The 24,397-nt window shown below is 47.2% G+C and carries 23 protein-coding genes; all 23 read left to right on the top strand.

Annotated elements, in window-relative coordinates:
• The first annotated feature begins 3 nt into the window (after positions 1-3).
• The 23 genes from ABIO93_RS00515 (at position 4) to ABIO93_RS00405 (ending at position 24,376) form a co-directional block, all read left to right on the top strand.
• A complete protein-coding gene (locus tag ABIO93_RS00515; RefSeq protein ID WP_348063481.1) occupies positions 4-690 on the top strand; it encodes a response regulator transcription factor in 687 nt (228 codons plus the stop codon).
• Between the two features lie 91 nt (positions 691-781).
• On the top strand, positions 782-1,021 hold the full coding sequence (rpmB, locus tag ABIO93_RS00510; RefSeq protein WP_031528537.1) for a 50S ribosomal protein L28: 240 nt from the start codon (positions 782-784) through the stop codon (positions 1,019-1,021).
• An 89-nt stretch (positions 1,022-1,110) separates the two neighbouring features.
• Entirely contained in the window at positions 1,111-1,602 is a 492-nt protein-coding gene (gene folK / locus ABIO93_RS00505; protein WP_348063480.1) for a 2-amino-4-hydroxy-6-hydroxymethyldihydropteridine diphosphokinase, read from the top strand.
• A gap of 284 nt (positions 1,603-1,886) precedes the next feature.
• Complete coding sequence (locus ABIO93_RS00500) at positions 1,887-4,259, top strand: TonB-dependent receptor (RefSeq protein ID WP_348063479.1); 2,373 nt, start codon at positions 1,887-1,889, stop codon at positions 4,257-4,259.
• 44 nt (positions 4,260-4,303) lie between these two features.
• A complete protein-coding gene (locus tag ABIO93_RS00495; RefSeq protein ID WP_348063478.1) occupies positions 4,304-5,233 on the top strand; it encodes a DUF4249 domain-containing protein in 930 nt (309 codons plus the stop codon).
• Between the two features lie 89 nt (positions 5,234-5,322).
• Positions 5,323-6,441, top strand: coding sequence for a P1 family peptidase (locus ABIO93_RS00490; protein ID WP_348063477.1), 1,119 nt, complete (start codon positions 5,323-5,325; stop codon positions 6,439-6,441).
• 311 nt (positions 6,442-6,752) lie between these two features.
• Complete coding sequence (locus ABIO93_RS00485; protein WP_348063476.1) at positions 6,753-7,403, top strand: response regulator transcription factor; 651 nt, start codon at positions 6,753-6,755, stop codon at positions 7,401-7,403.
• Between the two features lie 139 nt (positions 7,404-7,542).
• Complete coding sequence (locus tag ABIO93_RS00480; RefSeq protein ID WP_244822534.1) at positions 7,543-7,725, top strand: helix-turn-helix transcriptional regulator; 183 nt, start codon at positions 7,543-7,545, stop codon at positions 7,723-7,725.
• Positions 7,726-7,746: 21 nt separating this feature from the next.
• A complete protein-coding gene (locus ABIO93_RS00475; RefSeq protein WP_348063475.1) occupies positions 7,747-8,913 on the top strand; it encodes a hypothetical protein in 1,167 nt (388 codons plus the stop codon).
• 120 nt (positions 8,914-9,033) lie between these two features.
• Complete coding sequence (locus tag ABIO93_RS00470) at positions 9,034-9,984, top strand: hypothetical protein (protein ID WP_348063474.1); 951 nt, start codon at positions 9,034-9,036, stop codon at positions 9,982-9,984.
• A gap of 67 nt (positions 9,985-10,051) precedes the next feature.
• Positions 10,052-12,544, top strand: coding sequence for an ATP-dependent Clp protease ATP-binding subunit (locus ABIO93_RS00465; protein WP_348063473.1), 2,493 nt, complete (start codon positions 10,052-10,054; stop codon positions 12,542-12,544).
• Between the two features lie 21 nt (positions 12,545-12,565).
• A complete protein-coding gene (locus ABIO93_RS00460; protein WP_348063472.1) occupies positions 12,566-13,402 on the top strand; it encodes a hypothetical protein in 837 nt (278 codons plus the stop codon).
• Positions 13,403-13,446: 44 nt separating this feature from the next.
• On the top strand, positions 13,447-14,589 hold the full coding sequence (locus ABIO93_RS00455; protein ID WP_348063471.1) for a hypothetical protein: 1,143 nt from the start codon (positions 13,447-13,449) through the stop codon (positions 14,587-14,589).
• Positions 14,590-14,649: 60 nt separating this feature from the next.
• Complete coding sequence (locus ABIO93_RS00450) at positions 14,650-15,474, top strand: fibronectin type III domain-containing protein (RefSeq protein WP_348063470.1); 825 nt, start codon at positions 14,650-14,652, stop codon at positions 15,472-15,474.
• A 9-nt stretch (positions 15,475-15,483) separates the two neighbouring features.
• Positions 15,484-16,602: a hypothetical protein gene (locus ABIO93_RS00445; protein ID WP_348063469.1), complete on the top strand. Its 1,119-nt coding sequence runs from the start codon at positions 15,484-15,486 to the stop codon at positions 16,600-16,602.
• A complete protein-coding gene (locus tag ABIO93_RS00440; RefSeq protein WP_348063468.1) occupies positions 16,599-17,897 on the top strand; it encodes an OmpA family protein in 1,299 nt (432 codons plus the stop codon). The genes ABIO93_RS00445 and ABIO93_RS00440 overlap by 4 nt, the downstream gene beginning before the upstream one ends.
• Positions 17,898-17,925: 28 nt before the next feature.
• Positions 17,926-18,933 carry a hypothetical protein gene (locus ABIO93_RS00435; protein WP_348063467.1) on the top strand — a complete coding sequence of 336 codons (1,008 nt, stop codon included), beginning with the start codon at positions 17,926-17,928 and terminating at the stop codon, positions 18,931-18,933.
• A gap of 135 nt (positions 18,934-19,068) precedes the next feature.
• Positions 19,069-19,368 carry a PAAR domain-containing protein gene (locus ABIO93_RS00430; protein ID WP_348063466.1) on the top strand — a complete coding sequence of 100 codons (300 nt, stop codon included), beginning with the start codon at positions 19,069-19,071 and terminating at the stop codon, positions 19,366-19,368.
• Positions 19,369-19,414: 46 nt separating this feature from the next.
• A complete protein-coding gene (locus ABIO93_RS00425) occupies positions 19,415-19,864 on the top strand; it encodes a hypothetical protein (protein ID WP_244822523.1) in 450 nt (149 codons plus the stop codon).
• A gap of 238 nt (positions 19,865-20,102) precedes the next feature.
• Positions 20,103-21,479 (top strand): DUF5458 family protein, encoded by a 1,377-nt coding sequence (locus ABIO93_RS00420; RefSeq protein WP_348063465.1) that lies wholly within the window; start codon positions 20,103-20,105, stop codon positions 21,477-21,479.
• A 147-nt stretch (positions 21,480-21,626) separates the two neighbouring features.
• Positions 21,627-22,034 (top strand): type VI secretion system tube protein TssD, encoded by a 408-nt coding sequence (gene tssD, locus ABIO93_RS00415; protein WP_348063464.1) that lies wholly within the window; start codon positions 21,627-21,629, stop codon positions 22,032-22,034.
• 2 nt (positions 22,035-22,036) lie between these two features.
• Positions 22,037-22,537: a type VI secretion system tube protein TssD gene (gene tssD, locus ABIO93_RS00410; RefSeq protein ID WP_348063463.1), complete on the top strand. Its 501-nt coding sequence runs from the start codon at positions 22,037-22,039 to the stop codon at positions 22,535-22,537.
• Positions 22,538-24,376 (top strand): phage baseplate assembly protein V, encoded by a 1,839-nt coding sequence (locus ABIO93_RS00405; protein WP_348063462.1) that lies wholly within the window; start codon positions 22,538-22,540, stop codon positions 24,374-24,376.
• Positions 24,377-24,397 lie beyond the last annotated feature (21 nt).

The following is a 24,397-nucleotide window of genomic DNA, read 5'->3' as shown; positions in this document are numbered from 1 at the left end:
TAAATGAAAAAGAAGATTCTATATGTAGAGGATGATCCCAACCTGGCATTTGCTACGAAGGATAATCTGGAAGAATACGATTACGAAGTAGTACACGCCAAGGATGGGGCAGAAGCATTGAAGATTTTCGGGAAGGAACATTTCGATATCTGCGTGCTGGATGTGATGCTTCCCAAAATGGACGGCTTTTCGCTCGCAGAAAAAATCAGGGCATCTGATAGTCAGGTACCGATCCTGTTTCTCACTGCGCGGGCATTGCAGGAAGATAAGATCAAAGGTCTGAAACTGGGCGGGGACGACTACATTACCAAACCATTCAGTATTGAAGAATTAAAGCTTCGGATCGATGTCTTTTTGCGCAGGAGCAAATCCGACCAGTCGGCTCCTATTAAGGCCGATTCGAACAAAGTGGGCAGCTACACATTTGATTTTCAAAAACTTACATTGGCAATCAATGGTAGCATTCAGAATTTGACATTCCGGGAGGCAGAAGTGTTGAAATACCTCGCCGAACGAACCGATCAGGTGATCCGACGGGATGAATTGCTGAAAGCGATCTGGGGAGACGACGATTATTTTATGGGCCGCAGCCTCGATGTTTTCATTTCCAGACTGCGAAAATACTTGTCTGCCGACCCCGATATACGCATTGATAATGTGCACGGCGTAGGGTTCAGGATCAGGTGGTGAGCTTATTTTTTTAAAATTTGTTTTACTGTTACTTGCCTAAAAAAAAATAATTACGCATCTTTGCACCCTCATTTGGAAAAATTGCAAGTTTATGGCTAAGGTTTGTCAAATTACAGGTAAAAGAACTCGCGTTGGAAATAACGTTTCTCACGCTAACAATAAAACAAAACGTAAATTCTTCCCGAATTTGCAAAAGAAACGTTTCTTCCTTCCTTCGTCTGGAGAATGGGTTACGTTAAAAGTAGCAACTTCTGCGCTTCGCACCATCAACAAGAATGGTATTGAAGCAACCATACAAAAGGCTTACGACAAAGGAACGCTTACGTTCTAAAAAAGTTTACGAATTTATTGGAAAAGGGCTTCTCTCTATTCGGGAAGTCCTTTTTTTCGTGGATTTTACCAGTTTATTAACCATTCTTTATGGATTCTCCCGGCGGCATATATCTTCTATTAGGGTCCAATCTGGGAGATAGGTTACTGGTTATGCAATCCGCGCGTGAGCTCATTGCAGAAAAAGTGGGCGCGATACTTGCGCAATCTGCCATTTACGAAACCGAGCCCTGGGGGATTCTGGATCAGCCTGCTTTTCTGAATCAGGTCATTGAAATAGAAACAACATTAGCCCCGGAAGAAGTTTTACGCCACATTCTCGACATCGAGCACGAGTTGGGCCGCGTTCGTTATGTACGCTGGGGCGCGCGGGTGATCGACATCGACCTGCTTTTTTATCGGAGTATCATTCAGGATACCGCCCGACTTACCTTACCCCATCCCAGAATTCAGGACAGGCGATTTACCCTGGCCCCGCTCGTCGAAATCGCCCCGGATCTCATTCACCCATTGTTTGGAAAAACATCACTTCAACTGTTCGAAGAATGTACCGATGATAGCGAGGTGGCAAAAATTTCATAAAATAATACTATTCTGATAGAAGAACTTCATTTTAATGGTTTGGCCACTTATTCCCTTTTTTAGCTAGTTCATCATTTTTTTCTGTCATATTACCCTGATTAGCACCAGCTTTGTCGGCAGTTAAGTCACTGCGCCAATAATTTTATTTACAAATAAAAAGGGGAAGCTGCTTTTGAGTTGTCATATCAAAAAGGAAAAATTCAATTTTGATATTTTATCTGAAAACGTTCCCATCCACATCATTTGCTCCGGCGTTAAATTAGTAAGACATGAAAATTAAGCCCATGAAAAACAAACTACTTCACTATTGCTTTCTTCTGTTACTCTTTGGTACGGCTGTACCGGCACTGGCTCAAAACCGGCATACGGTCAGCGGTTTTGTAAAGGACCAGTCCAATGGAGAGGGATTGATCGGTGTTTCCGTGTATGTGCGGGAAGCTGAAACCGGCGTGGTAACCAATCCTTACGGTTTTTACTCCCTGACCCTTCCAAACGGTTCCTACACATTGGTATTCAGCTACATTGGCTATCAGAAAATTACGAAGGAATTTACGCTCGATGCTGACAAGACTATTAGCATTGAACTGGCTGACGAAAGTAACCAGCTTTCCGAAGTGACGATTTCAACACAAAAAGAAGATGAAAACGTGCGCGGTATTGAAATGTCTGTTAATAAAGTGGAGATGAAAACCATCCGAAAAATGCCTGCATTGCTCGGCGAGGTCGATTTGATCCGTAGTATCCAGTTATTACCGGGTGTGACTACGGTAGGAGAAGGTGCTTCCGGGTTCAATGTTCGTGGTGGTGATGTTTCTCAAAACCTGGTATTGCTCGATGAGGCGCCGGTTTACAATTCCTCTCACCTTTTCGGTTTCTTTTCGGTGTTCAATCCCGATGCTGTAAAGGATGTGAAACTGATCAAAGGTGGTATCCCTGCACAATATGGCGGAAGGATATCGTCGATCCTGGATGTTCGTATGAAAGAAGGTAATGCCAAGAAACGCGAGATCAATGGTGGGATTGGGTCTATTTTTTCAAGACTTACTTATGAGCAGCCATTTGCCAAAGGAAAAGGGTCTTTTATCGTGGCAGGTCGCAGGTCTTATATAGATGTACTCGCCAAGCCTTTTCTGAATTCAGATCTGAAAGATTCGAAGTTCTATTTCTATGACCTTACTGCCAAAGTGAACTACCGTTTGGGAGATAAGGATACATTTTATGCTTCCGGTTATTTTGGTAAAGACGTTTTCGGAGGCGGTGATTTTGGGTTTGGTTGGGGCAACGCTACGGCGACGGCTCGCTGGAACCACATTTTCTCCAACAAGCTGTTCATGAACCTGACGGGTTATTACAGTAACTATGATTATAACCTGGGACAGAACCAGAACAAGCCCGACGCCAAGGACAAGTTCGACTGGAAATCCAAGATCATCAGTACCAGTATCAAGCCTGATTTTACATTCTACATTACGCCCAACAATCAGCTGACGTTCGGTGGCCAGTATATCTATTATGATACACGCCCTGGCAAAGCGACCTTCGTTTCGGAAGGCGATATGCAAGACATCAGCCTCGAACCTCGCTATGCCGACGAATCTGCATTGTATGCGGGTAATGAGCTGAAATTTGGCGATCGCATTTCGCTGCAGTATGGCGTGAGGTATTCCTATTTCCGCAGCCTCGGACCGGGTACCGAATATCTGTATGCCGAAACCGAGAAAGGCAAACGCAAAGAGCCGATTTTTCCGGGTACAGAATATAAAAAAGGTGATGTGATCAAAAGCTATGGCAACCTGGAACCCCGCGCCGCGTTGAATATCGGTATTACTTCCAATGCTTCCATTAAAGCAAGCTATAACCGCACATCGCAATACCTGCATTTGCTTTCCAATACCGCAGCGAGCTCGCCCTTGGATGTGTGGACTTTGAGCGGGATTAATATCAAGCCCGAAAAAGCCGACCAGGTTGCATTAGGGTGGTTCCAGAACTTCTCGGACAATACTTATGAGGCTTCGGTTGAAGTGTATTACAAAAAAATGTATAATCAGATCGACTATGTGCCCGCTTCCGATCTGCTTTTGAATGAATATTTCGCCGGCGACTTGCTTTTTGGCAAAGGCCGGGCCTATGGAGCGGAGTTTTATTTAAAGAAAAACAAAGGCCGTCTGACGGGCTGGGTTAGCTACACGCTGTCAAGAACGGAGCGCTTGGTAGAGTCCGTCAGCAACAACGACTGGTTTCCCGCACGCTTCGATAAGCCCCACAACTTTACCGCCGTGGCGATTTATGATTTGACAAAAAGACTGACATTGTCATCAAACTTTACCATTCAAAGCGGTACTCCGGCGACATTCCCGACCAACCGCTACACCGTGGGGGGGATTGTGATCGGAAATAATTACAACGGCTTGCGGAACAACAGCCGCATCCCGTCCTACCATCGCCTGGACCTGGCTGCGACATTGAAAGCCAAAAAGAAGCTGTTCAAGGTGGGTGAAGGCGAATGGGTATTCTCGGTCTATAATGTTTACAACCGCCGTAACCCTTTCTCGGTCTACACAAGGATCAATGAGGATAATCCGCTTAAAGCAGAGGCTGTACGCTACTCGGTGATCGGGAACTTCATTCCTGCCATCACTTACAACTTCAAATTCTAAGAGCAATCCAACGGAAATCATTATTACGCCTGAAAACAGCAACAATGAAAAATCTTATCAATTTAAAATACCTCAAATTCCCCGCATTATTCGCACTTGCAGCGCTGGCGCTCACAAGCTGCGAGGATGTAATCGATCTCGAAACAGCTAACGGAACTCCCCAGCTCGTGGTAGACGGCTGGCTGAACAACCAGGCCGGACAACAAAGCATTACATTATCATGGTCGGGCGCCTACTTCGATAACAGTGCGCCGAAGCCTGTCACAGGTGCAACGGTGACGGTTACCGACGATCAGGGCAAAGTATATAACTTCGAAGACGCTGATGGCGACGGTAAATATGTGTGGGGCAAAACCAGTGCGGATACGCTTGGGCATGTGGGCCGTACCTATTCGCTTAAAATCAAGAGTGGTACAGACACATTCACTTCCAAATCGGAACTAAAACGCGTTCCTACTGTGGATTCGGTGGTGTACCGGCACGAGAAATTTCCTTTCGAGCCTGATAAAGGACCTCGCGAAGGATATGTAGCCCAATTTTACGCCCGTGACATCGAAGGTGTGGGTGATACTTACTGGATCAAACCGGTGATCCGTGGCAAAGCCGTAGTGGACAAAGGGGAAAACATTTCAATCGCTTATGATGCTGCATTCGGTGCGGGTGCCCCTACCGATGGGTTGATATTTATCCTGCCCCTGCGCGAATCGATCACGACGGATTCCCTGTATTCTGCGGGGGCCGAGGTGGGCGTCGAGCTGCATAGCATTACCTACGAGGCATTCGAATTCCTTAAACAAGTGAGCGAGCAGGCTGCAAACGGCGGATTGTTCGCAACACCCATCGCCAACGTCCGGTCCAACGTCATCAATGCCGATCCGAACGGCCCGAAAGCGCTTGGTTTTTTCAGCACATCGGCGGTAAGCCGCAAGGAAACGGTGATCGATCCTGAAAAAGCCCGTCCCGACGACGAATAAGATTACACTTCAACAGCAAATGTATCCACTGGAGCGCCCGCGTTCCCAGTGGATTTTTTGTTATATTTCATCCCGAATTGAACCGACCTATGAAGCATATACTGTCACTTTTGCTCTTGCTGCCACTCTCGCTCGCTGCCCAGAAACGCCCGCGCGAAATGGGTATCAAAATCGGCGTGCTCCCTACCGGTACCATGAATGCCATCACGGATGTAGCAGGCGTCAAAGTGGGGCAGGTTACGCTCGTCGAAGGCGCCGACATTCGTACGGGTGTTACGGCCATTATCCCGCACGATGGAAACCTGTTTCAACAAAAGGTACAGGCGGCCATGTATATCGGAAACGGATTCGGAAAACTGACCGGCTATTCCCAGGTCGAGGAGCTGGGCACTATGGAATCGCCCATTGTTTTGACCAATACTTTAAGCGTACCCACAGCGGCCGACGCGATCATTGACTGGACACTCGGGCAAAAAGGAAATGAAAATGTAAGATCGGTCAATCCCGTAGTCGGTGAAACCAATGACGGGTTCCTGAATGATATTCGTGGCCGGCATGTACGGAAAGACCATGTTCTGAATGCATTGGCCCAGGCCGAAAATGGCCCGGTTGCGGAAGGAAATGTAGGCGCCGGAACGGGCACGGTCGCTTTTAACTGGAAAGGTGGTATTGGCACATCATCCCGGAAGCTGCCTGAAAAACTGGGCGGCTACACAGTGGGAGTTTTGGTTCAGACTAATTTTGGTGGGGTACTCCAAGTCAATGGTGTTCCCGTGGGAGAGGAACTTGGCAAATACGCATTTAAAGAATCTATTGATAAATCCGCCGACGGCTCCTGCATGATGGTGATCGCTACAGACGCTCCGCTCGATGCGAGAAATCTGAAAAGACTTGCCAAAAGGGTCATGCTCGGCATGGCGCAGACGGGCGGGATCGCCTCCAATGGCAGTGGCGACTATGTCATTGCATTTTCAACAGCAAACAAAGTACTGCACGAAACAGCAGAAGCTACATTGAGTGCAACATTTCTGCATAATGACTACGTTTCTCCGCTTTTCCTCGCGGCGATAGAATCTACGGAAGAGGCAATCGTCAATTCACTTTTCATGGCCAAAACGTCCGACGGCACACAAGGTCATCAGGTAGAAGAACTTCCGGAAGAAAAGGTACTTGAAATCATGCGAAAATACGGAAGATTAAAAGAGTAACCGGTGGTCTCGGGTACATTAGGTTGTATTACCTGAGATAAGACGTGCTTTTACTTGAAAACTAAGGGATAACCTGACTTTTCTTGAAACGTATATAGCATAAAGTCAGTGTTAACCTCTAAGGGCTTCCCTTATAGTTGACCACTAAGGCTTTCAATTTGGGAAAAGTGGCCGAAATGTACTTCGTTATCAGGTAATTACGAAACCAAGTAATCCTACCTAGATTTTCCTGTAGTTTAACGTATTGACGGTAGCTATATCAAAAGCCTACCTTTGAAACCACAATTCAGATACTCATCCCCGGAAAAATTATGGAACATCCTACTACACACGCGTGCTTGGTTCATCCCCATCCGCTGGAATGCGAAGCGGTTGCGGAATGGCTCAGGAGAAGGTCCTATATAGAGTTGGTCGGAAAATGCAATAACCTGGATCAGATCACACAGTTACCCTACTTAAAAGAAGTCGACATAGCGGTAGTATTCGCTCATAACACCGAAAAGACGGCAGACCAGATACTTAAAATCAGAAAATTGTATCCCCGTCTCAAATTTTTACTCCTCGCGCCCAGTCCGTCAGTTGAGTCAGTTAGAGAGGTAGTGCGCTCTGGAGTGAGCGGTTACATTGTCTTTGAATCCGAACTGGATGAATGGGAAAGGGCGATCAGGGCGGTATCGGAAGGGAAAGTTTATTACGGCCAGGAAGTAATGATGAAACTGGCCGAAACTTCCGTGGATACATTCATTTCCGAGCCGACGCCTACCACCAGGGATTTTTTGAGCAAGCGTGAAGTGGAAATATTGCGGCTGGTGGCCAGTGAATATTCTACCAATAAAATTGCTAATGAGTTGTGTATCAGCGATAAAACGGTTGAGACACATCGTAGAAACCTGTTTCAAAAGCTGGGCGTAAAAAACGCTGTGGGACTTACCAAGATCGCGGTGAGAATGGGTGTTGTCTAACTTTCGAAATTCATGGAATACCCTTAAAAAACCTACAAAAAACCACATTGAATTTCAGGGTAAACAGCAGAGGATTTCAGGGTATTTGCCGATTGAAATAGCGCTTCCGAATGGGCAACTTTGTCTAAGTATTTTAATTATGGAACTGACGAAGCGCGAAAAAGAGATCCTGGATCTGATCATGGATGAGTTAAGCTCAAAAGAGATAGCCGAGCGGCTACAGGTGAGTATTTCCACCGTGGAAGCTTACCGCCGCAGCCTGTTCAGGAAGTTTGGGGTACGCTCAGTGATCGGCCTGGTGAAGGCAGCAATGAAAATGTAGCACATAGTAATTGAATCCAGTATGATGGCAGATATCCGCCGCATGGCAGTGAATTGGGTGGATGGGATGAAAATCTCACGACAGCATTTTGTTGAAACAGATGAGTACCACACTGATCAGGTTCGCAAGGCACAGGCAGTTTCTCAAACACCTCTGACCTACGGTTTGTTGATTCCAAAAGAGAGCGGCGATTCCCTGCAAATGCAGGTACTAGGAGATGCAAGTCAGCAGATCAGAGTTAAAATTGACCACTTTTCAGGCATTTGCCCGGACGGTAGCTTGCTGGAAATAACCGAAAAAGACGAACTCAAACTGGATACTTCGCTGGCAGAAATTGTAGAACAGTATCGTTTGCCGGCAGCTCAAAGTCTTGAAATATATATAGTAGTCAACGTTGGCTTATTCGAAAGACGGCAGGTAGGTACCCCGTTGGATTCAGAAATACCGGTCAGGCATCCGCACACACTACCTTTTTACAAAATCAAGCTCGTTCCCTCGGAACTGATCAATACAGAGCAATGGAGCGGGGCAGGATTAATTATTGGAAAAATAGAATACAATAACTCCGAGCTGCGGGTCCTGCATGATTTTATCCCGGCGTGCCGAGCGGTGAAAAGCCACAAAGGGTTACGGGAATGGTACAACAGATTTGGTGGCTATCTGAATGATATTGAAATGTATTCTTTTCGCATCATGCAGAAAATCAAGACGAAAAGCCAGAAAAGTACGCTATCCGACAGTGTCCAGATGCTGGTGGAAAGACTGGTCAATGTGTTTGCAACGGCCAATGTCTCCTACCAGAGACTGGTACCTTACGAGCCGCCGATCCACATGGTCGTGTGCCTGATCCAGGTCGCGCAGAGTATTCGAACCTCGCTGGAATGCCTGACTGACAGGGAAAAAGAAGAGTTGCTGGGTTACCTGGGCGAATGGGCTGATGATTCGCCGGGAAGTTTGGAAAAAAAGATATTGTCGGTTATCCAGGTTCCTTACAATCATAATGAAATGTTGCCTTGTCTCAGGATTGTGGATAGTTTTTACAGTATGTGGACCGCATTGTTCCTGAAACTAAGTCAGCTGGAATTCATCGGAAAGAGAAAAGGCCAGCAAGTTTTCATCATAGAAAGTCCAGTACACGAACCACCAGTACAACCCGAAAAAACAAAATCCCGATGGAGCCCCCTTTAACCCAGGGCTTAAGCCCTGGGCATATACCATGAGCGTATACCCAGGGACCGGACCCAGACACACGACCCAACCCAGGGCTTCAGCCCTGGGCAGCACAAAGCCACTAACCACCCCCAGCCAATGGAACCCGTCAACAAAAATCAGCGAAAAACAGCCATAGGAAGGTTCGTAGGCATGTATATGCTATCCCTGACATTCCCGATAGCCGCGGTATACCTCCTGCTGCGGGTGCCTGATTCAGTGTCAGCGGCCGAAGCCAAAAGGTATCGCCAGATTGTGGAGGAGCAGACGCCTATGTTGGTGGATACAGACACACTGAGCCTTATTTCAAGAAGATTGATCCAGCTGGACGGCGTATACAGCAGTGCCACCGATGAGATGGGCAAGGCGACCGCAAGGACCCAGCTGGTCGACATTGAAAGCCGGATCAATAGTATCATGAGTCATTTCAATACATTGTCAGCGACGGCGATCCATGAACAAAATAAGAGGCTTTCGACAGGAATAGCCAAACTCACCGAAGCGCTGGTAACGTACCGCGAAACCATTGGTGAATTACGCCGAACACTTGATAGCAAAGGGATTGACGTACAAGTTGTCAATGACCTAAGGAACCAGATCAATATGAAAGACCTGGAAATCAAGAGTATGGAACGCCAACTACTCGCTGGTGGTGGGGGTGGAGGAGGCGGAGGTGGTGGTGGGGCTGATCCGGCTGCGAAGGAACTTCAGACCAAGGTTACGACCTTGCAGCGTGATCTCGATAATTGCAAGGCAGCCAAACCGGGTGGTGGCGGCGGCGGGGATGCGGCAGCGATTCAAAGGCAGCTGGATGAATGTCTTGCCGCGAAAAACGGTACGGCAGTAACATACCGGGAATGGCTTCGATACTCAGAAGCGGAAGGATATTATCAGTTGCTTACCCAAGGAAATCTCAGGAAAAACGACAGAAAAGTGTATTACGATCAGGCCAAGCAGATTTTTGATGGCCTGCAGCTTTCGACTGCGAGTAAGGAAATGAAGTCAAAAGCAACGGAAAGGCTGATCAGCTTACAGAAGAATCAGCCTTAGATGAAGGATAGTGCTACCAGGCACACATGAACGGAAAATGTTTTCATATTTCTATTAATTCATTTCAATGCAGACCGAAGCTCTCAGATACGCAATCGATGTTGCGCGGTCACTCGCGCGGGAATACCGGCAGGAACGTTTTGGCCCGGCCCACTTATTAATGGGGTTGCTACATAACGATGTTGGGCTGGCTTCTGAACTGGTTATGGCAGGGAAAGATGTGCCCTACCTGCGAGACTGGGCGGAGGTAAGACTGGAAGAAAGTCCTAAATCAGTGAAAGTATCCGAAGCTCCGTTGCCCGACAGCCAGGCTGCGTCATGTCTGGAATTGGCCGAACTGATTGCCCTACAATTGAACACAGATACTGATCCGCTATGCACACTGGCAGCAGTTTTGAAACCTGGGGTCGGATTTTCAGCCGACCAGTTGAAATCTCTGCCGATTACTCAGAAGGAGGTACTTGCCATGAGCGGGCAGACATCGGGGACGCAGAGTCAAAACGGAGCTCCCGAGGAGAGTAAGAGCGCTCCTAAACAGACTGGTACAGCTAAAACAGGAACAAGTAACCTTGAAAAATATACTACTGACAAAACCCAGAGAGCTGCGGATGGCAAAACAGATTCAGTAATTGGCCGCGATCGGGAGATCCGTCAAATGGCGGAGATACTGGGCAGGAGAAGTAAGCCCAATGTCATTCTCACCGGCGAGCCGGGAGTCGGGAAATCTGCATTGGTTGAAGGTTTTGCCAAATTGATATCCGAAAAAAAAGTACCTCAGCTTCTTCAAAATGCAAGATTGCTGGAACTGGACACAGGCGCATTAGTAGCTGGTGCGTCCTACAAAGGTGAAATTGAGGAACGTTTGAAAGGAATCCTGAATGAAATAAAAGCTTTTGACAAAGCCATTTTGTTCATTGATGAAATACATGTTTTACTTGATCCGAAGGGTTCGGTAGGCGCTGGGGTAGCTCAGCTGCTGAAACCCGAACTGGCCAGAGGCGAGCTTACATTGATCGGTGCGACCACGCCGGAAGAATACCGGAAGTACATTGAAAAGGACGAAGCATTTTCCCGCAGGTTTGAAGTCCTGCACGTAGAAGAGCCGGATGAGGCTACGGCCACGCGGATGATCGAACATATCCTGCCGGTTTATGAAGCGCATCACGGATTGAAAGTTGCAGCCGGTACAGCAGCGGAAGCAGTTAAATTATCCAAAAGATATGTGAAGGAGCGCCGCTTGCCGGATGTTGCGCTGGATTTGCTGGACAGGACTATGGCAGCGATGCGCCTGATGGATGAAGTGTCAGAAAACGAGCTGACCTCATTACAAACTGACCTCGATGCATTGCTGGCAACCGATGAGGCTGAGCGAATGCATGAATTAAAATGGTTTGCCAGGCAGCTGCCGAACCGCCTGAGTCCATTGCTGATTGGCAAACTCGAACAGGATGGCGAAGAAGATTTCGAAACGGCGGAAGGTATTCACGGCCATTTGAGCAGTAAGCTGGCTGCTTTGCAACAACTGGCTACCCAACGCTCTGATAGTGTGGGTAAAAACGAAATAGCGGCGGTTATTTCCCATAAGACAGGGATTCCGCTGGGTAGGCTGCAAAGTTCTGAGCGGGATAAATTGCTCGGAATTGATGAAGTTTTAAAGAAAAGGGTAGTAGGCCAGGACCAAGCGGTGAAAGCATTAAGCGAGGCGATCCTGGAATCACGTTCGGGGCTGATCAAAGCCGGACAACCCACCGGATCATTCTTCCTGCTTGGGCCGACTGGTACCGGTAAGACTGAAATTGCGAAAGCGTTGGCAGATTTTCTGTTCAATGATGAGTCATTCCTGATCCGGTTTGATATGTCGGAATTCAAGGAAGAACATTCGGCCGCATTGTTGTACGGGGCACCTCCGGGATATGTCGGCTATGAGGAAGGAGGCTTGTTAGTGAACAAAATTCGCCAGAAACCCTACTCAGTGGTTTTGTTCGATGAAATTGAAAAAGCGCATCCATCAGTTTTTGATCTTTTTCTACAAATTCTGGACGAAGGTAAGTTGCACGACAGGCTGGGGAAAGAGGGTGATTTTTCTAATGCGGTGATTTTGTTTACTTCCAACATTGGTCAGGAACACATTGTTCAGGAATTCAATAAGGGAGGGATTCCTAAATCTTCGGATCTGATGGAGATCATGGCCAAGTATTTTCGTCCTGAATTTTTAGCAAGACTAACTGAGATCGTTCCATTTGCGCCGATATCTGAGGAAAATGTAGTGAAGATCTTCGACATTCATTTACGTGGGCTCACGGATCTGATGGAAAAGCAGGGTATCACTTTACAGCTGACCCCGGAGGCCCGAAAACACATTGCTATGCAGGGTTTTACGCCACGATATGGTGTGCGGCCATTGAAAGGAGTGATCCGAAATATACTACGAAGGCCTATCAGTAGAATGATCATTTCGGGTGAGATTGGTAAAGGATCGGTAATCAGCCTGAGCCTGGGAGATGGCGAAGAAGTGATTTGGAGTACTGAAAAGGCGGACGTGGAGACGATAGTTTCTTAAAGCAATAAAATTTCAAACATTATGCACATTCATTTATTCAGAAACGCAAGGCGCTGGGATTCGTGCCTTTTGCCAATCGACGATACCACCTTTGGCCTGATACTGCAATTCAAAGTCCATCTGGTACGCGTGGAACCTACGACCCGGTTTTTCAGGCCGGACACTCATGCTACCGGCAATGGAATTCTACACGACCTCTACGGTACGTTTAACCTCGATGCCTGGGTTGATCGTGATTGGGAAGAATATAAACGGAGGTTTGTACAGGTAGTGCAGCGGCATTGGAGTGACAAGTTTGTTTTAACTCCTAATAAAGATTGGTACACGCCAAGAGCAGGAAGTGCCCGTAATTCAGCCACGATCCAATGTGGCCTGTCCATCCAACTGGTGGACACCGCTGCCCAGGCACATCAGACCTTTCGCATCATCCATCCGCGAGAAACCGGTTTCCGCGCTTATGTGGAAGAAGCCAATCGCTCAGGCCTTTTCACACATCGGGACCTGGAATCACATTGGAATTTCACAACCACCAGAGTTGGTGCCGCCACGCATAGCATTGACTTTCTACAAACCACCATTAACCACGAATTCGGGCACACATTAGGCCTGGATCACGTGAACGGCGTTGGAAATGGCGATTCGCATTACGGTGTGACATTGGAACAGCGTGAAAATCAAATGGGTATGGGAGGATTTCTAACGGGAAGACACGCACAACCCTGGATCCGGCAAATGAGATTTCACGCGCTCCCGCGAACGCACTACGATACCACGGTTCAATTCACAGGACGGGTCGCTACTCCTCAGCTGATTGAATATTGGGATAATGACTGGCAGCCGACAACAACTGCTTCATAACACATTCAGGATTTCCATTGCTGCATATTAGCCAAATCAAAGGAATGCAAAAGTTAACCAGTATTATCGTTTTCGGGCTCGTGTTTCTGCTGGCGGCTTGCAATTTGTTTGCACCGGTAGATCCGCTGGTACCGCAAGTCTCGGAAGTTGCCATTCTGGCGGTGACTAACACCTCAGTGAAAGTGAGTGCACAGGTAGCCGATCCTGATGCCAAAAACAGCCGCCAGGAAAAGAAGAGTGGCAAGATCCAGGATTTCGGGTTCGTTTACGGCATTCTCGATCAGCCTACGATAGAAAACGGATACGTGGAACAGGGCGGGCAAACGATCACCGGTTCTCCTTACAACTGGGAAGACCAGATCACACGGCTTTCGTCCCAGGAAAAGTATTACATCCGTGTTTATGCCAAGAATGAGGGCGGAGGCATCATTTACGGGCCGGTTGCCAGCTTTACAACAGGAAATTTCGTACTTCCCACGCTCAAAACAGTCAGTGCCTCAGGCATCAAACAGACTTCTGCCGACATTAATTATACGATCTCCGTGGCCAACAGTAATGCAACGGTTTCCAACTACGGGGTCTGCTATTCCAGTACCAACCAGGCCCCCACGGTGAATGATCTGAAAGTGCAGGTTACGGGAACTGCCAAAACGGGCTCCTATGTGGCTAACCTGCCCAATCTTGCTCCGGGTACCGTTTATTTTGCCCGCGCTTATGTGACTACCAATGCCGGGATCTCCTATGCTAATGTGCTCACTTTTACGGCAGGGCAGCCAGCGGTACTGAAGGACACGACTTTCGTAATGAATTATTCGAATACCTACGATCTTGAAACCGGGGACATTCAATCACGAAATGGAACGGAAGATTTGTACTGGTACCCTTACGGGCAACCCGCAGGTATCTACCCGAAAAACGGTGCCAAATTCGTAGTCATGCCGTCCGGTACTGATTTCAAAAATCTGAAATATAGCGACCTGACAGGATTGAAATACTCCGTCGATTTTATAGATGGCAGTTACACAACCAAAAATAATAAGCTTTCGAATGGCACCGTCGTGGCCTATGTGACCAATGTGGGGCATTATGGCAAGATGCGCATCAATTCAAAAGGCGCCGACCGATCGGATACAGACGTGTATTCCGGAAATATGGAAGTGTCCATTACGACTTACAATAACGATTAAAATCAATTGCGTATATAGGTACGCGTCGGTTAAAAACCAGTAAGGGAAAACCCTGATGATATGAAGAAGATGAACATTCGTGCTGTGTTGTTTCTGCTGCCGGGAATGCTGCTTTCCTGCAATGTTTTCGGGCCGGTGGATCCGCTCGCGCCTGCGATTTCTAAACTGGAAATTGTAGCGATCCGGCGGACCGAGATCACGGTGAGCGGCAGCATCAATAAGCCTGATTTCGAAAACGACCGGCAGGAAAAGAAAAGTGGTGAAATCATAGAGTATGGGCTGGTTTATGGAACCAATCAGAACCTGAATATGGAGTCCGGTAGGGTGGTGAAGCTTGGGACGACAGGCACGTTGCCTATCACAATCCAAAATCAGAATATCAGCGGGCTGGTTGCCAATACCCAATACTATGTGGCGATTTATGCCAGAAATGAAGGTGGTGGAATGGCTTACAGCGAGATCGTGAATGTAAAAACGGTGGATCAGCCGGGTATTTTCACAAGTAAAGTGTCAGTCAAAGTGACCATGCCCGGGGGCTCCTACTATGATCTCGACGAAGGTAAACTGGTGCCCAAGGGCGATGCGCAGGCAGATATCAGTGTCGATATATTCACGATTTCCGGCAGAGGTACGGTACTGGCCATCGCCGCGACTGACGGTGCCATCTTTAAAAACCTGGGTATCATTGATTTTAATGCGATTACATATCTAGGCCTGCTCAATACAACGGGCTACTCACCTGACGGTGTTTCGGTGATCATGAACGCTAATGCCGCAAATACCGTGATCGCCTTCAAGACGAAAAGTGGCAGATATGGGAAATGGAGACTTGAATCACTGACTGGTAGTGAACTGACAATGAGCCTGGTCTCTTACGAAAACTAACCCTGGATTATGAAGAAGATTGTTCTACTTTGGTTTGTTCTGCTTTCGATGCCTTGCCTTGCGCAGGACCGCATCTGGCTGGATAATGGCAATCCGGTTCAGGCGAAATTGAGCCGGGCGATGGATAGCAAACTGGAATGGATTGCGGCCGACGGAATTCCCCGTGTTTACCATAGAAAACGGTTTTTGGTGGTTTTTGCAGCCAGCGGGCAGTTTATGGTGATTTCGGAATTAAATGAGAGTTCATCCAAAGCCCAAACCCAGATCGAGGCATTTTACAAGTCGCCGCCAAGAACGGTGAGTCAGGATATTATCGTGAAAAGCGTTCCACTGGCCGTCATTACAGGGACTATATCGTACGAAAGTGATGAAGTAATCAATTACATGACCACGGAGGGAAATCCGGCGTCCATTAACAAGGAAGAGGTAGCGACTGTCATTTACCGCGACGGGCGTCATGAGATACTGAGAGATGTGGTGGATGTGGCTCCATTGCTTGCATTGGCACACAAAGAAATTGAGAAAAAAGAAATGGAGATCGCCCGGCGCGATCAGGAGAAACCGAAAACACCGGAACCGGTTAAAAAAGAGCAACCGAAAATCGCCAAAGAGCCTGTAAAGCCATTTTTATCAGACACGGAATACAAGGAATACAGCGAAAAAGGTATCCGGCGCGTGGATGAATTTACTTCCTACCTGCGCATCATCGGCGATAAAAGCATGAAGTCGGAAGAGAAAAATAAGGCGGTATTGCAGGCGCTGAGCCTATTTGAGCCACAGGCAACTGTTGCTGTAAGTTCTGCGAAAGGAGTTAAAAAATATCCTGTAAAGGAATATCTGAACAGACTAAAACTGCTGCCTTACAGCAAGATCAATATTACCTGGAATGAGGTCAAATACGTGAGTGAACTGAAACAGGAGGCAGACGGAAATTACTACGGAATTATTGCCGGGCAGCAGGTTTTCGAAGGATTTGCGGCCAATGGAAAAGTAGCCTACGGGGATATTACCAAGAAAAATATCCGCGTAAAACTGGAATCGTATCAAAAAACCATTGATGGCAAGGATACGATAAATTGGGAAGTTTTGCTGGGAAATATTGGTGTTGAAACCAACGAGGGACAATGAAATACAAACGTTTTTTAATGACCCTGTTATTGTTTCCTGTAACAATGACATTGCTCCGCGCTCAATGTGGGTTCCTGGCCGGTAAAGTCACGGACATGTCCGGATCGACGTCGCTCATTGCAAGTCTGTCGGCCAAAACAGACCAGGGTAAGGTTCGTTTGGGAAAAACGGATAGTCTGGGTGTGTTCAATGTGGAAATGCCTTGTCACATTTCAGAGCTGACGGTTGAATCTCTGAAATACCAGACGTTACATATTCCGGTCAATGTCGATGGCAAAGCGGAAGGTACCTTTTTTGTGGCGATCGCGATGATGCCGCAGGGCAAGCAAACCAGCGACGAACCTTATGCACAGTCGGAGCAAACGCATTTTGAATTAAAAGACAGTACCAAAGTATTGACTTCCATTGTGAGGCGGTTCGAGGTAAAAGATGCATTGACAAATCAATCATTGCCTGCCGAAATATGCCTTTATTATACCCAAAAGCAGAAAAGGGACTGTTTTAGTCTGACAAATTCCAGGCCAACTGTCGAAGTGATTTTTACTGAAAAAGACATTGTCGCGCTGGAAGTGAAGGCTGCTGGTTACCAGGCTTACAACGGCAATCTGATCCTGGACAAAACAGACGACGAGCCCAGGACTTACATCATTAAACTGAACAGGCAGCATACCATCTTATCGGTCAACATTATCAATGCAAAAACAGGCATTCAATGTCAGCTGACGGAAGAAAACAAGGAAGCAGTAGTAATGAACCGCATTAATGACGGACATTATTACGCGGAACTGGTGTCGGGAAAATCGTACCGGTTTGCCATATCGGGCGGGCAGGACCAGAAAGAATTTGCGACAGCCATAGCGTCTTTGAAAGAAGGGTTGACATTGAAATCATTCCGCCTGCCGGACAGAGAATTACCAGCCGCGCCGGTTGAAAAAGTAAATAAAAGCACGATGACCGCCTCAGACAAGACATTATACTTTCCAAGAAGCGATTACAAGTTGCCATTGCAATCCAGGACTTATCTCGATTCAGTCGCCGTATTTATCCTGGAAAATAAAAACAAAAGTTTGCGTATAACAGGCCACACGGACAATGTTGGCAACCCGAATCTGAACCTCACGTTATCGGAGTACCGGGTGAGGGTGATATCCCGGTACCTGGTTGGCAAAGGCGTTCCCGAAAGGTTGATCGTGGCTTCCGGAGTTGGAAGCAAGCATCCGGTGAGGCCCAATGATACCGAAGAAAACAGACGGATGAACAGACGGGTGGAGGTTCAAATAGTTGATTTACAATGAAAAGTAATTTGAAATCATGATACAGGTGATGAGAAATTTTACAAATCTGAAATGGGGAATTATGCTAGGAATCTGGGCAGGATTGGCGATAACCAGCCAGTCGGATGCGCAGGTGATCAGCCGGAAAGATGCAGATGAAATCCGGGTGCTAGCCCGCGAAAAGGTGAAGGGGTTGAATGATCTTCTCAATGCCATCGCAAACGAAGATCTGAGCAACTACGAGCGCCGGTACCTGATGATGAACAGCTACATGCCGAGTAATGACCAGATTTTTGTCAATGACGGTGTGATTATTGAAGACGATATCGACCCAAAGCACAAAATGAGCGCGCCTGGCCTCGATACACCCATTGAAAAATATCTGAGCAATTTCGATCTCTTTTACACCAAGACGGAGACCAATACCATTGAATTCACAAACCTGGTGGTGTCTGACGTCAAGGTAGATAAGTATCCTTTTGTCAAAGTTTTTTATACCCAGCATTTTAAGGGTAAAAGCAACAAGGATAATGCTGTGTACCAGCCGATTGCACGTGTTGCCGAGCTTCGCGCTGACAAATCGGCAAGCAATGATTGGATCGTGTATCTGACGAGGGTAGCATTCAATTCATCCGATAATGCTAAGGCCGTGCCGGTTACGCCTAAGCCTTCCGCTACCTATGATTCTCTCCAGCGTAAAAAGGAGCCGGTCGTGGCCAAAGCAACGGATAAAAAGCCGGTTGCTACTCCGGAAGATACCAAGGAAGGAGAGCGGGTTTTCAAAGAATTGAACAAGCCGAATGAGGCTGCAATACAGAATGCGAGAAAGTGGGGCGCTATCAAACTGGGTGCCGGTGTTGCTGCGCTTGCGTTTGGGGCGGTCACTTACAGCATGCTGAACAAGGATTATAAGGATTACAAAAAGCGCATTGATAACCCGGAAGGGCTTATGAGCTATGCCAAGCCGGGAATCTACATTTCAGTAGGCGCGGCAGCAGTGGGTATAGGTGTATCGCTAAGTTCGCTCTTTGATTTTAAGGCGGCGAAGGGGAGGTAGCTAAAAGCCATTAGCTGTTAGCTATTAGCTTTTAGCTACGAAAGTTGCGAGTTGACTATACAGGTGAACATTAAGAAAAAAAAGGCTAATAGCTAAACGCTAAAAGCTAAAGGCCAACAGCTAAAAACCAAAGAAATGGGACAGCCAGCAGCAAGAGTCGGAGATATGCATGTATGCCCGATGGCGACACCAGGCACACCGCCAATCCCACACGTGGGCGGGCCGGTACTGCCGCCAGGAGCGCCGACAGTGCTCATTGGTGGGCAGCCAGCGGCGGGCGTGGGCGATATGTGCGTATGCGTGGGACCACCGGATGTCATTGCAGTGGGCTCGACGACGGTACTGATCGGGGGAAAGCCAGCGGCGAGAATGGGCGATAGCACCGCGCATGGCGGGACGATCGTATTAGGATGCCCCACGGTTTTAATCGGCTGATTAACAAATAGTAACCAACAACATTTATTCTTAACCATATACTACTATGTTCAATTACGGAATAGGCGGGAATGAGCGCAAGATCGACCAGTCCAGCGAGGGGATCGCAGATATCCCGCAAAACAGGACGCTATTTGCCACTACTTTGACCGGCGAACCGTCGCCGCGGCCCGAAATGGTTTACGATCTGAAAACAACCGAAGAGGTTTTTGCCCATTATCAACCGGAAGCAGAAGTAGAGTTTATCACATCCGACGGCAGCTTTATCAATGAAAATCTTCGCTTCAAAAACCTGGGAGATTTTGGTAAAAAAGGCGTTATCGCGCAGAGTGCGTTTTTACAGGATCTTGACGCAAGAAATGAAGCTTACCAACAGGTAGTGAGGCATTTGAAAGTAAACAAAATACTGAAAGCCGCATTGGAAAAACCAGAAGCCAAAGCCGCATTGCTTGGTGTATTTCAAACATTGATCAACGAGCTGGAGGAAGCGGGCTGAATCCAATGATTGAATCATTGAATGAGTGAATGATTGAATGAATGAATGAATGAATGAGTAGGCTTGTGAATTAGCTTTTTGCTTAGGATTCATTTTAACATTCAATCATCGCCCAGGCGACTAATTCAATCATTCAAAATTAGAATTTATTCAGTCATCGCCCCAGGCGACCCGGTCAATCATTCAAAATTAAAGTCCATTCAGTCATTCAGTCATTCACTAATTCAAAATTAAAATCATGGCAAACGAATCAAAATTAAGTGACGAAGCGTCTCCGGCCCAGGGCGCTTTGAAAGAACGCACAGCGGTACCATTGGAGGCAGGCCTTCCTCTTCTTGCCAAATACGGAAGTTACGATCTGGTGGAAACCATCATTGAGGGTGCCGCCAATATTAACCCTGAGAAAAAAGCGAGGAAGAAAATATTCCTTACCGAGGCTGATAAAAAGAAGGAGAGGCAGCAATTGAAAAAGCGCCTTGAACTTTGGTCGGAGCTGCTGAGTAGCGCTGATACTGTGCCCGAAATGATCGAAATTGGTCAGAAGCAGGCCGATACGGCATTTGCATCACTGAAAGAAAACCTGGGCAAAGCAATGGAGCAGATGCGTCCGCTCGAACAATCGTACCGGTCGGTTGCCATGTTTTTCAAAAATACAGAGCTGGATAAGGTAAAGAATGTCACGTTCCTGAATGCTACGCCTGATCAATTACAGGATTTGGACGTGACTACCTTTATTGACGCGGTCGGCGAAGAATTGGCGGCGAAATTTGACCGGCTTGACCTTCGTGAAAACTATTCGATCCTGAATGTACCGGGTTACCTGGGTTCTGGCAAAGTAGTGGACAAATGGGCGAAAATGGCTCATAAAAACAAAACGATGTTACTCACGGATTTCATGCACCTGGATGCTCCTGAGGACGTTATGGAGCTTTTCGAGTCGGCTAACCTGACCGGTGGAGCGGCGCATTTGAGTAATGTGATGATGACCTGTAACTGGCTCGTGGGCCGGGCAAAATATGACGACCTCGGTGAGGAAGACGATCTGTACATTCCGCCATCGACCGCTTTGGCCGGGAATGTTTACAAAACGCTCATGTCGCAGGTAGCGGCGGGCAAGAAACACGGAACGCTCAGCGAGGTGGATGGTGTTCGGTTTCCATTGAAAAAATCAGAGATCGCGGATCTTGAAAAAATGGGTTTGATCCCAATGGTGAACGAGTACAGCAAAGTGATGGCTTTTTCTGCCAAAACATTGTTCAATGGCGATAATGTGGGTTTGCAGACTTACTCGGTCGTTCGGGTTTTTGACTATATCACCAAAGTACTCATTGATTTTCTGAACCGACGGGCATTTGAAAATTTTGATTACAATACAAAAAATGACCTGAAAAAACAGATCATCAAATTTCTGGACAGTGTTACCGGGCCTGGAAAACTCATTGAAAAATTCAGTGTCATGCGTTTTGAACAGGATAAGAACCAAAAAGACAAGGTATACCTGGACATTCACATGGTACCGTATTTCCCAGCCAAGAACTTCATGATCGCACTTACCGGTCAGAAAGGCGATGACCTGGATGCGGCTGAATGGGCGGCTGAGTATGCGCAACAATGATTTCAATGAGTGAATGAATGAGTGAATGAATGAATGAGAGCCGGTCAAAGTTACATTCGCTCACCTACTTAGTAATTCCATCATTAAAAATATTCACTCATCGCTCCGGCGACCCATTCACTCATTAACTCGTTCAAAATTGAAAAAATGTCCTTCGCAAGTACCTTAAAAATAGACGGGGAGCATGAATATAGTGTCATGTTCATGCGGTTTGAGTTACATCAGACGGTGGACGATGCTATGTCCATCACGTCGCCCATTCAATGGTCGCATTTGTACTTGGAGCTGGAAATGGTACTGGATGATTTTCTGATCGAATGGGCGAACAAGCCCTCTCAAAAGTACGACCTGACGGTGGAGCAATTCGGAGAAAACGGTTCTTTCAAGACATTGAGTTTTAAAGAAGCGGTCTGCATTGAATTCGTGGAAATGTTCGACGATGGTCTGGATGATCTGGATAAGGCACTGGCGAACCGGCTGCAGAACTTTATCACGTGCCTCACGATCACGGCATCGAGTGTGGAGATTAACGAAGCCAAACTGGAGAATTTTTAACGATGGCAGATCAGGATGCTACAATTGGCGTGGAAGCGCATTTTACACTGGACGGCAAAGCATTTCTTGTCAAAAAGGTGTCGTATGGCTGTAACCGTAATGCGGATGAGCGCGGGAGCCCTACCGACGCCCCGAAAGTGCGGCTGATCAGAATGATGATTACGCCTACGCAAAACGATGACTTCGCATTGCTTTACGACTGGGCATTTAAAAACGACCGGAAATTGAGCGGACAGATTGAATTTAAGTACGACAACGATTCGCAGGTATTGCGAAAAATGGAGTTTGAAGACGCTTATTGTGTGGGTTTCAGAGAGTCATTTCTTCCCAAACAGTCCACCATAAGAGGTTACCAGCTGGCGCATGTACCGGACACGAAGGGTTATCTCCCGCAGCACAGGGGAAAAGATTATTTCCTGAGAGACAGCAGCATTGCACTGGTTTACGAGCTGGTACTATTACCGCAAAAAGTCAAAATAGGATCGGTTGAGATCACAAGCTAAATGGCACGACAGGTTAATACTTCCATTGAAATTGAAGGCGGGACTCAGATAACACGACATCTGGGCCTGGTGATCGAGCAAGATCTTTTTGCACATCATTGGTTTGAGCTGCTGGTACCGTTTGATCAGCTGGAAGATGAAGGCGAGCATTTTTTTAACCGGTCGCACCGGGCGGTCATGGGCAAGAAAATCACTTTCTCATTCAGTCCGAGGCTCGGGCAGGAATCATTCGATTTCACTTTCCAGGGGATTGTGACGGAGATACGGCTACGCAGCCTGAGTGATATGAGCAGCGCTTTTGTGTTGAAAGGATACAGCCCGACCATTGTTCTCGAAGACTCGGTACAGCGGCGGTCGTTTCTGAGAGGAACGGTGCAGGATATTTTTAACACAGTGTTGCAGCCCTATCCGCAAAACCTACTGAGGAAGCAGCTTAATCCTCAAAATGGCGGCAGGGCAGTGCCATTTACCCAATACAATGAGAGCAATTACAAATTTTTGAGCCGGGTAGCGGACCGCTGCTGTGAATGGTTTTATTACAATGGCCGCGAGCTGGTGCTGGGGCACGGGAATTCGCAGGAGGTAGATTTCCTGGTCGATGGCCTGCAAAATTTCGACGTAGCATTGACACTGCATCCATCGGTTTTTAGTCTGGCGGGATACAATTATACAGTTCCTGAAACTTACACGGGAGAATCTGCCCAGCAGAATGTGGACGGACTGACGTCATTAAGCGAGTTCGCATTGGACCAATCGGACACACTTTTTGCCCAGAGTTCATTGTTACCGTCGCCTGAAATCATTGGCGACCAAAGTGAAATCGATGAGCTGACAAAAATGGAACGCTCCGCCAGGGTTACTTCCATGGTCGATTTCAGAGGTACCGGCGAAACGCCTACGATCAGTGTCGGGACGGTGCTGGTGGTGAAAGGACAGCGGCTGAATGAGCGCGGGGAGCAGTATGAGGAAAATTTTGGAAAATACCGGGTGGTACACATTCGCCACGAGATCAATACTGCTGGGAGTTATCAGAATTCATTCAATGCAGTTCCCGAGTCCGCGCAGCATCCGCCTAATAATCCTTATGTCAAAAATCCATTGGGCGAAACGGAGCAGGCGGAAGTGATCGCGAATGACGATGATGCCAGTCTGGGAAGGGTAAGGGTCAAATTCTTCTGGAGCCAGGCGCGGCAGCAGGATCAGGAGTCAATATGGATGCGCGTAGGGACATTCCATAACTCACAGGGCAGGGGAGCCAATTTTGTGCCGGAGATTGGCTCGATGGTGATGGTAGGTTATGAGGCAAATTTGGCCGAAAATCCATTTGTGATGACGAGCCTTTATCCTAAACCAGAGGAAGATATCAGCTATACGAACGACGAAAACGATATCAAAGTCATTGCCACGAGGTCGGGAAATATGCTGGTTTTTATTGATAAAGACGGCGATGCCCAGATCCAGATCAGCAACCGCAATAAGACGGATACTAATTTGAAATTTAGCTTTAAGGACGACGGATTGATTGAAATGCAGGTGGAAAACGGGCTGATCCATCTCACGTCAAAGGATGTCAGTATTGAGGCGTCCAATAACATCTCGATGAAAGCGAGCTCGAGTTTTGAGGTGCAGGCAGGCAGCATTAGCATTAAGGCCGATCAGGACATTAAAATCGAAAGTGGTACATCCACCGACATTAAGGCTGGTACTGAAATCAATGCAGAAGGTACGGCAAGCGCCAAACTCAAAGGGGCGCAGGTTACCGTGGAAGGGGACGCCATGGCGGAACTCAAAGCCAGCGGGCCAACGACCATTAAGGGAGCACTTATCATGTTAAACTAAATATATCCATAATCTATTCTT

It is taken from the genome of Dyadobacter sp. (assembly GCF_039919315.1).
Lineage (GTDB): Bacteria > Bacteroidota > Bacteroidia > Cytophagales > Spirosomataceae > Dyadobacter.
Note: the sequence above shows the minus strand (reverse complement) of the source record. Positions and strands in the feature narration are given on the sequence as shown.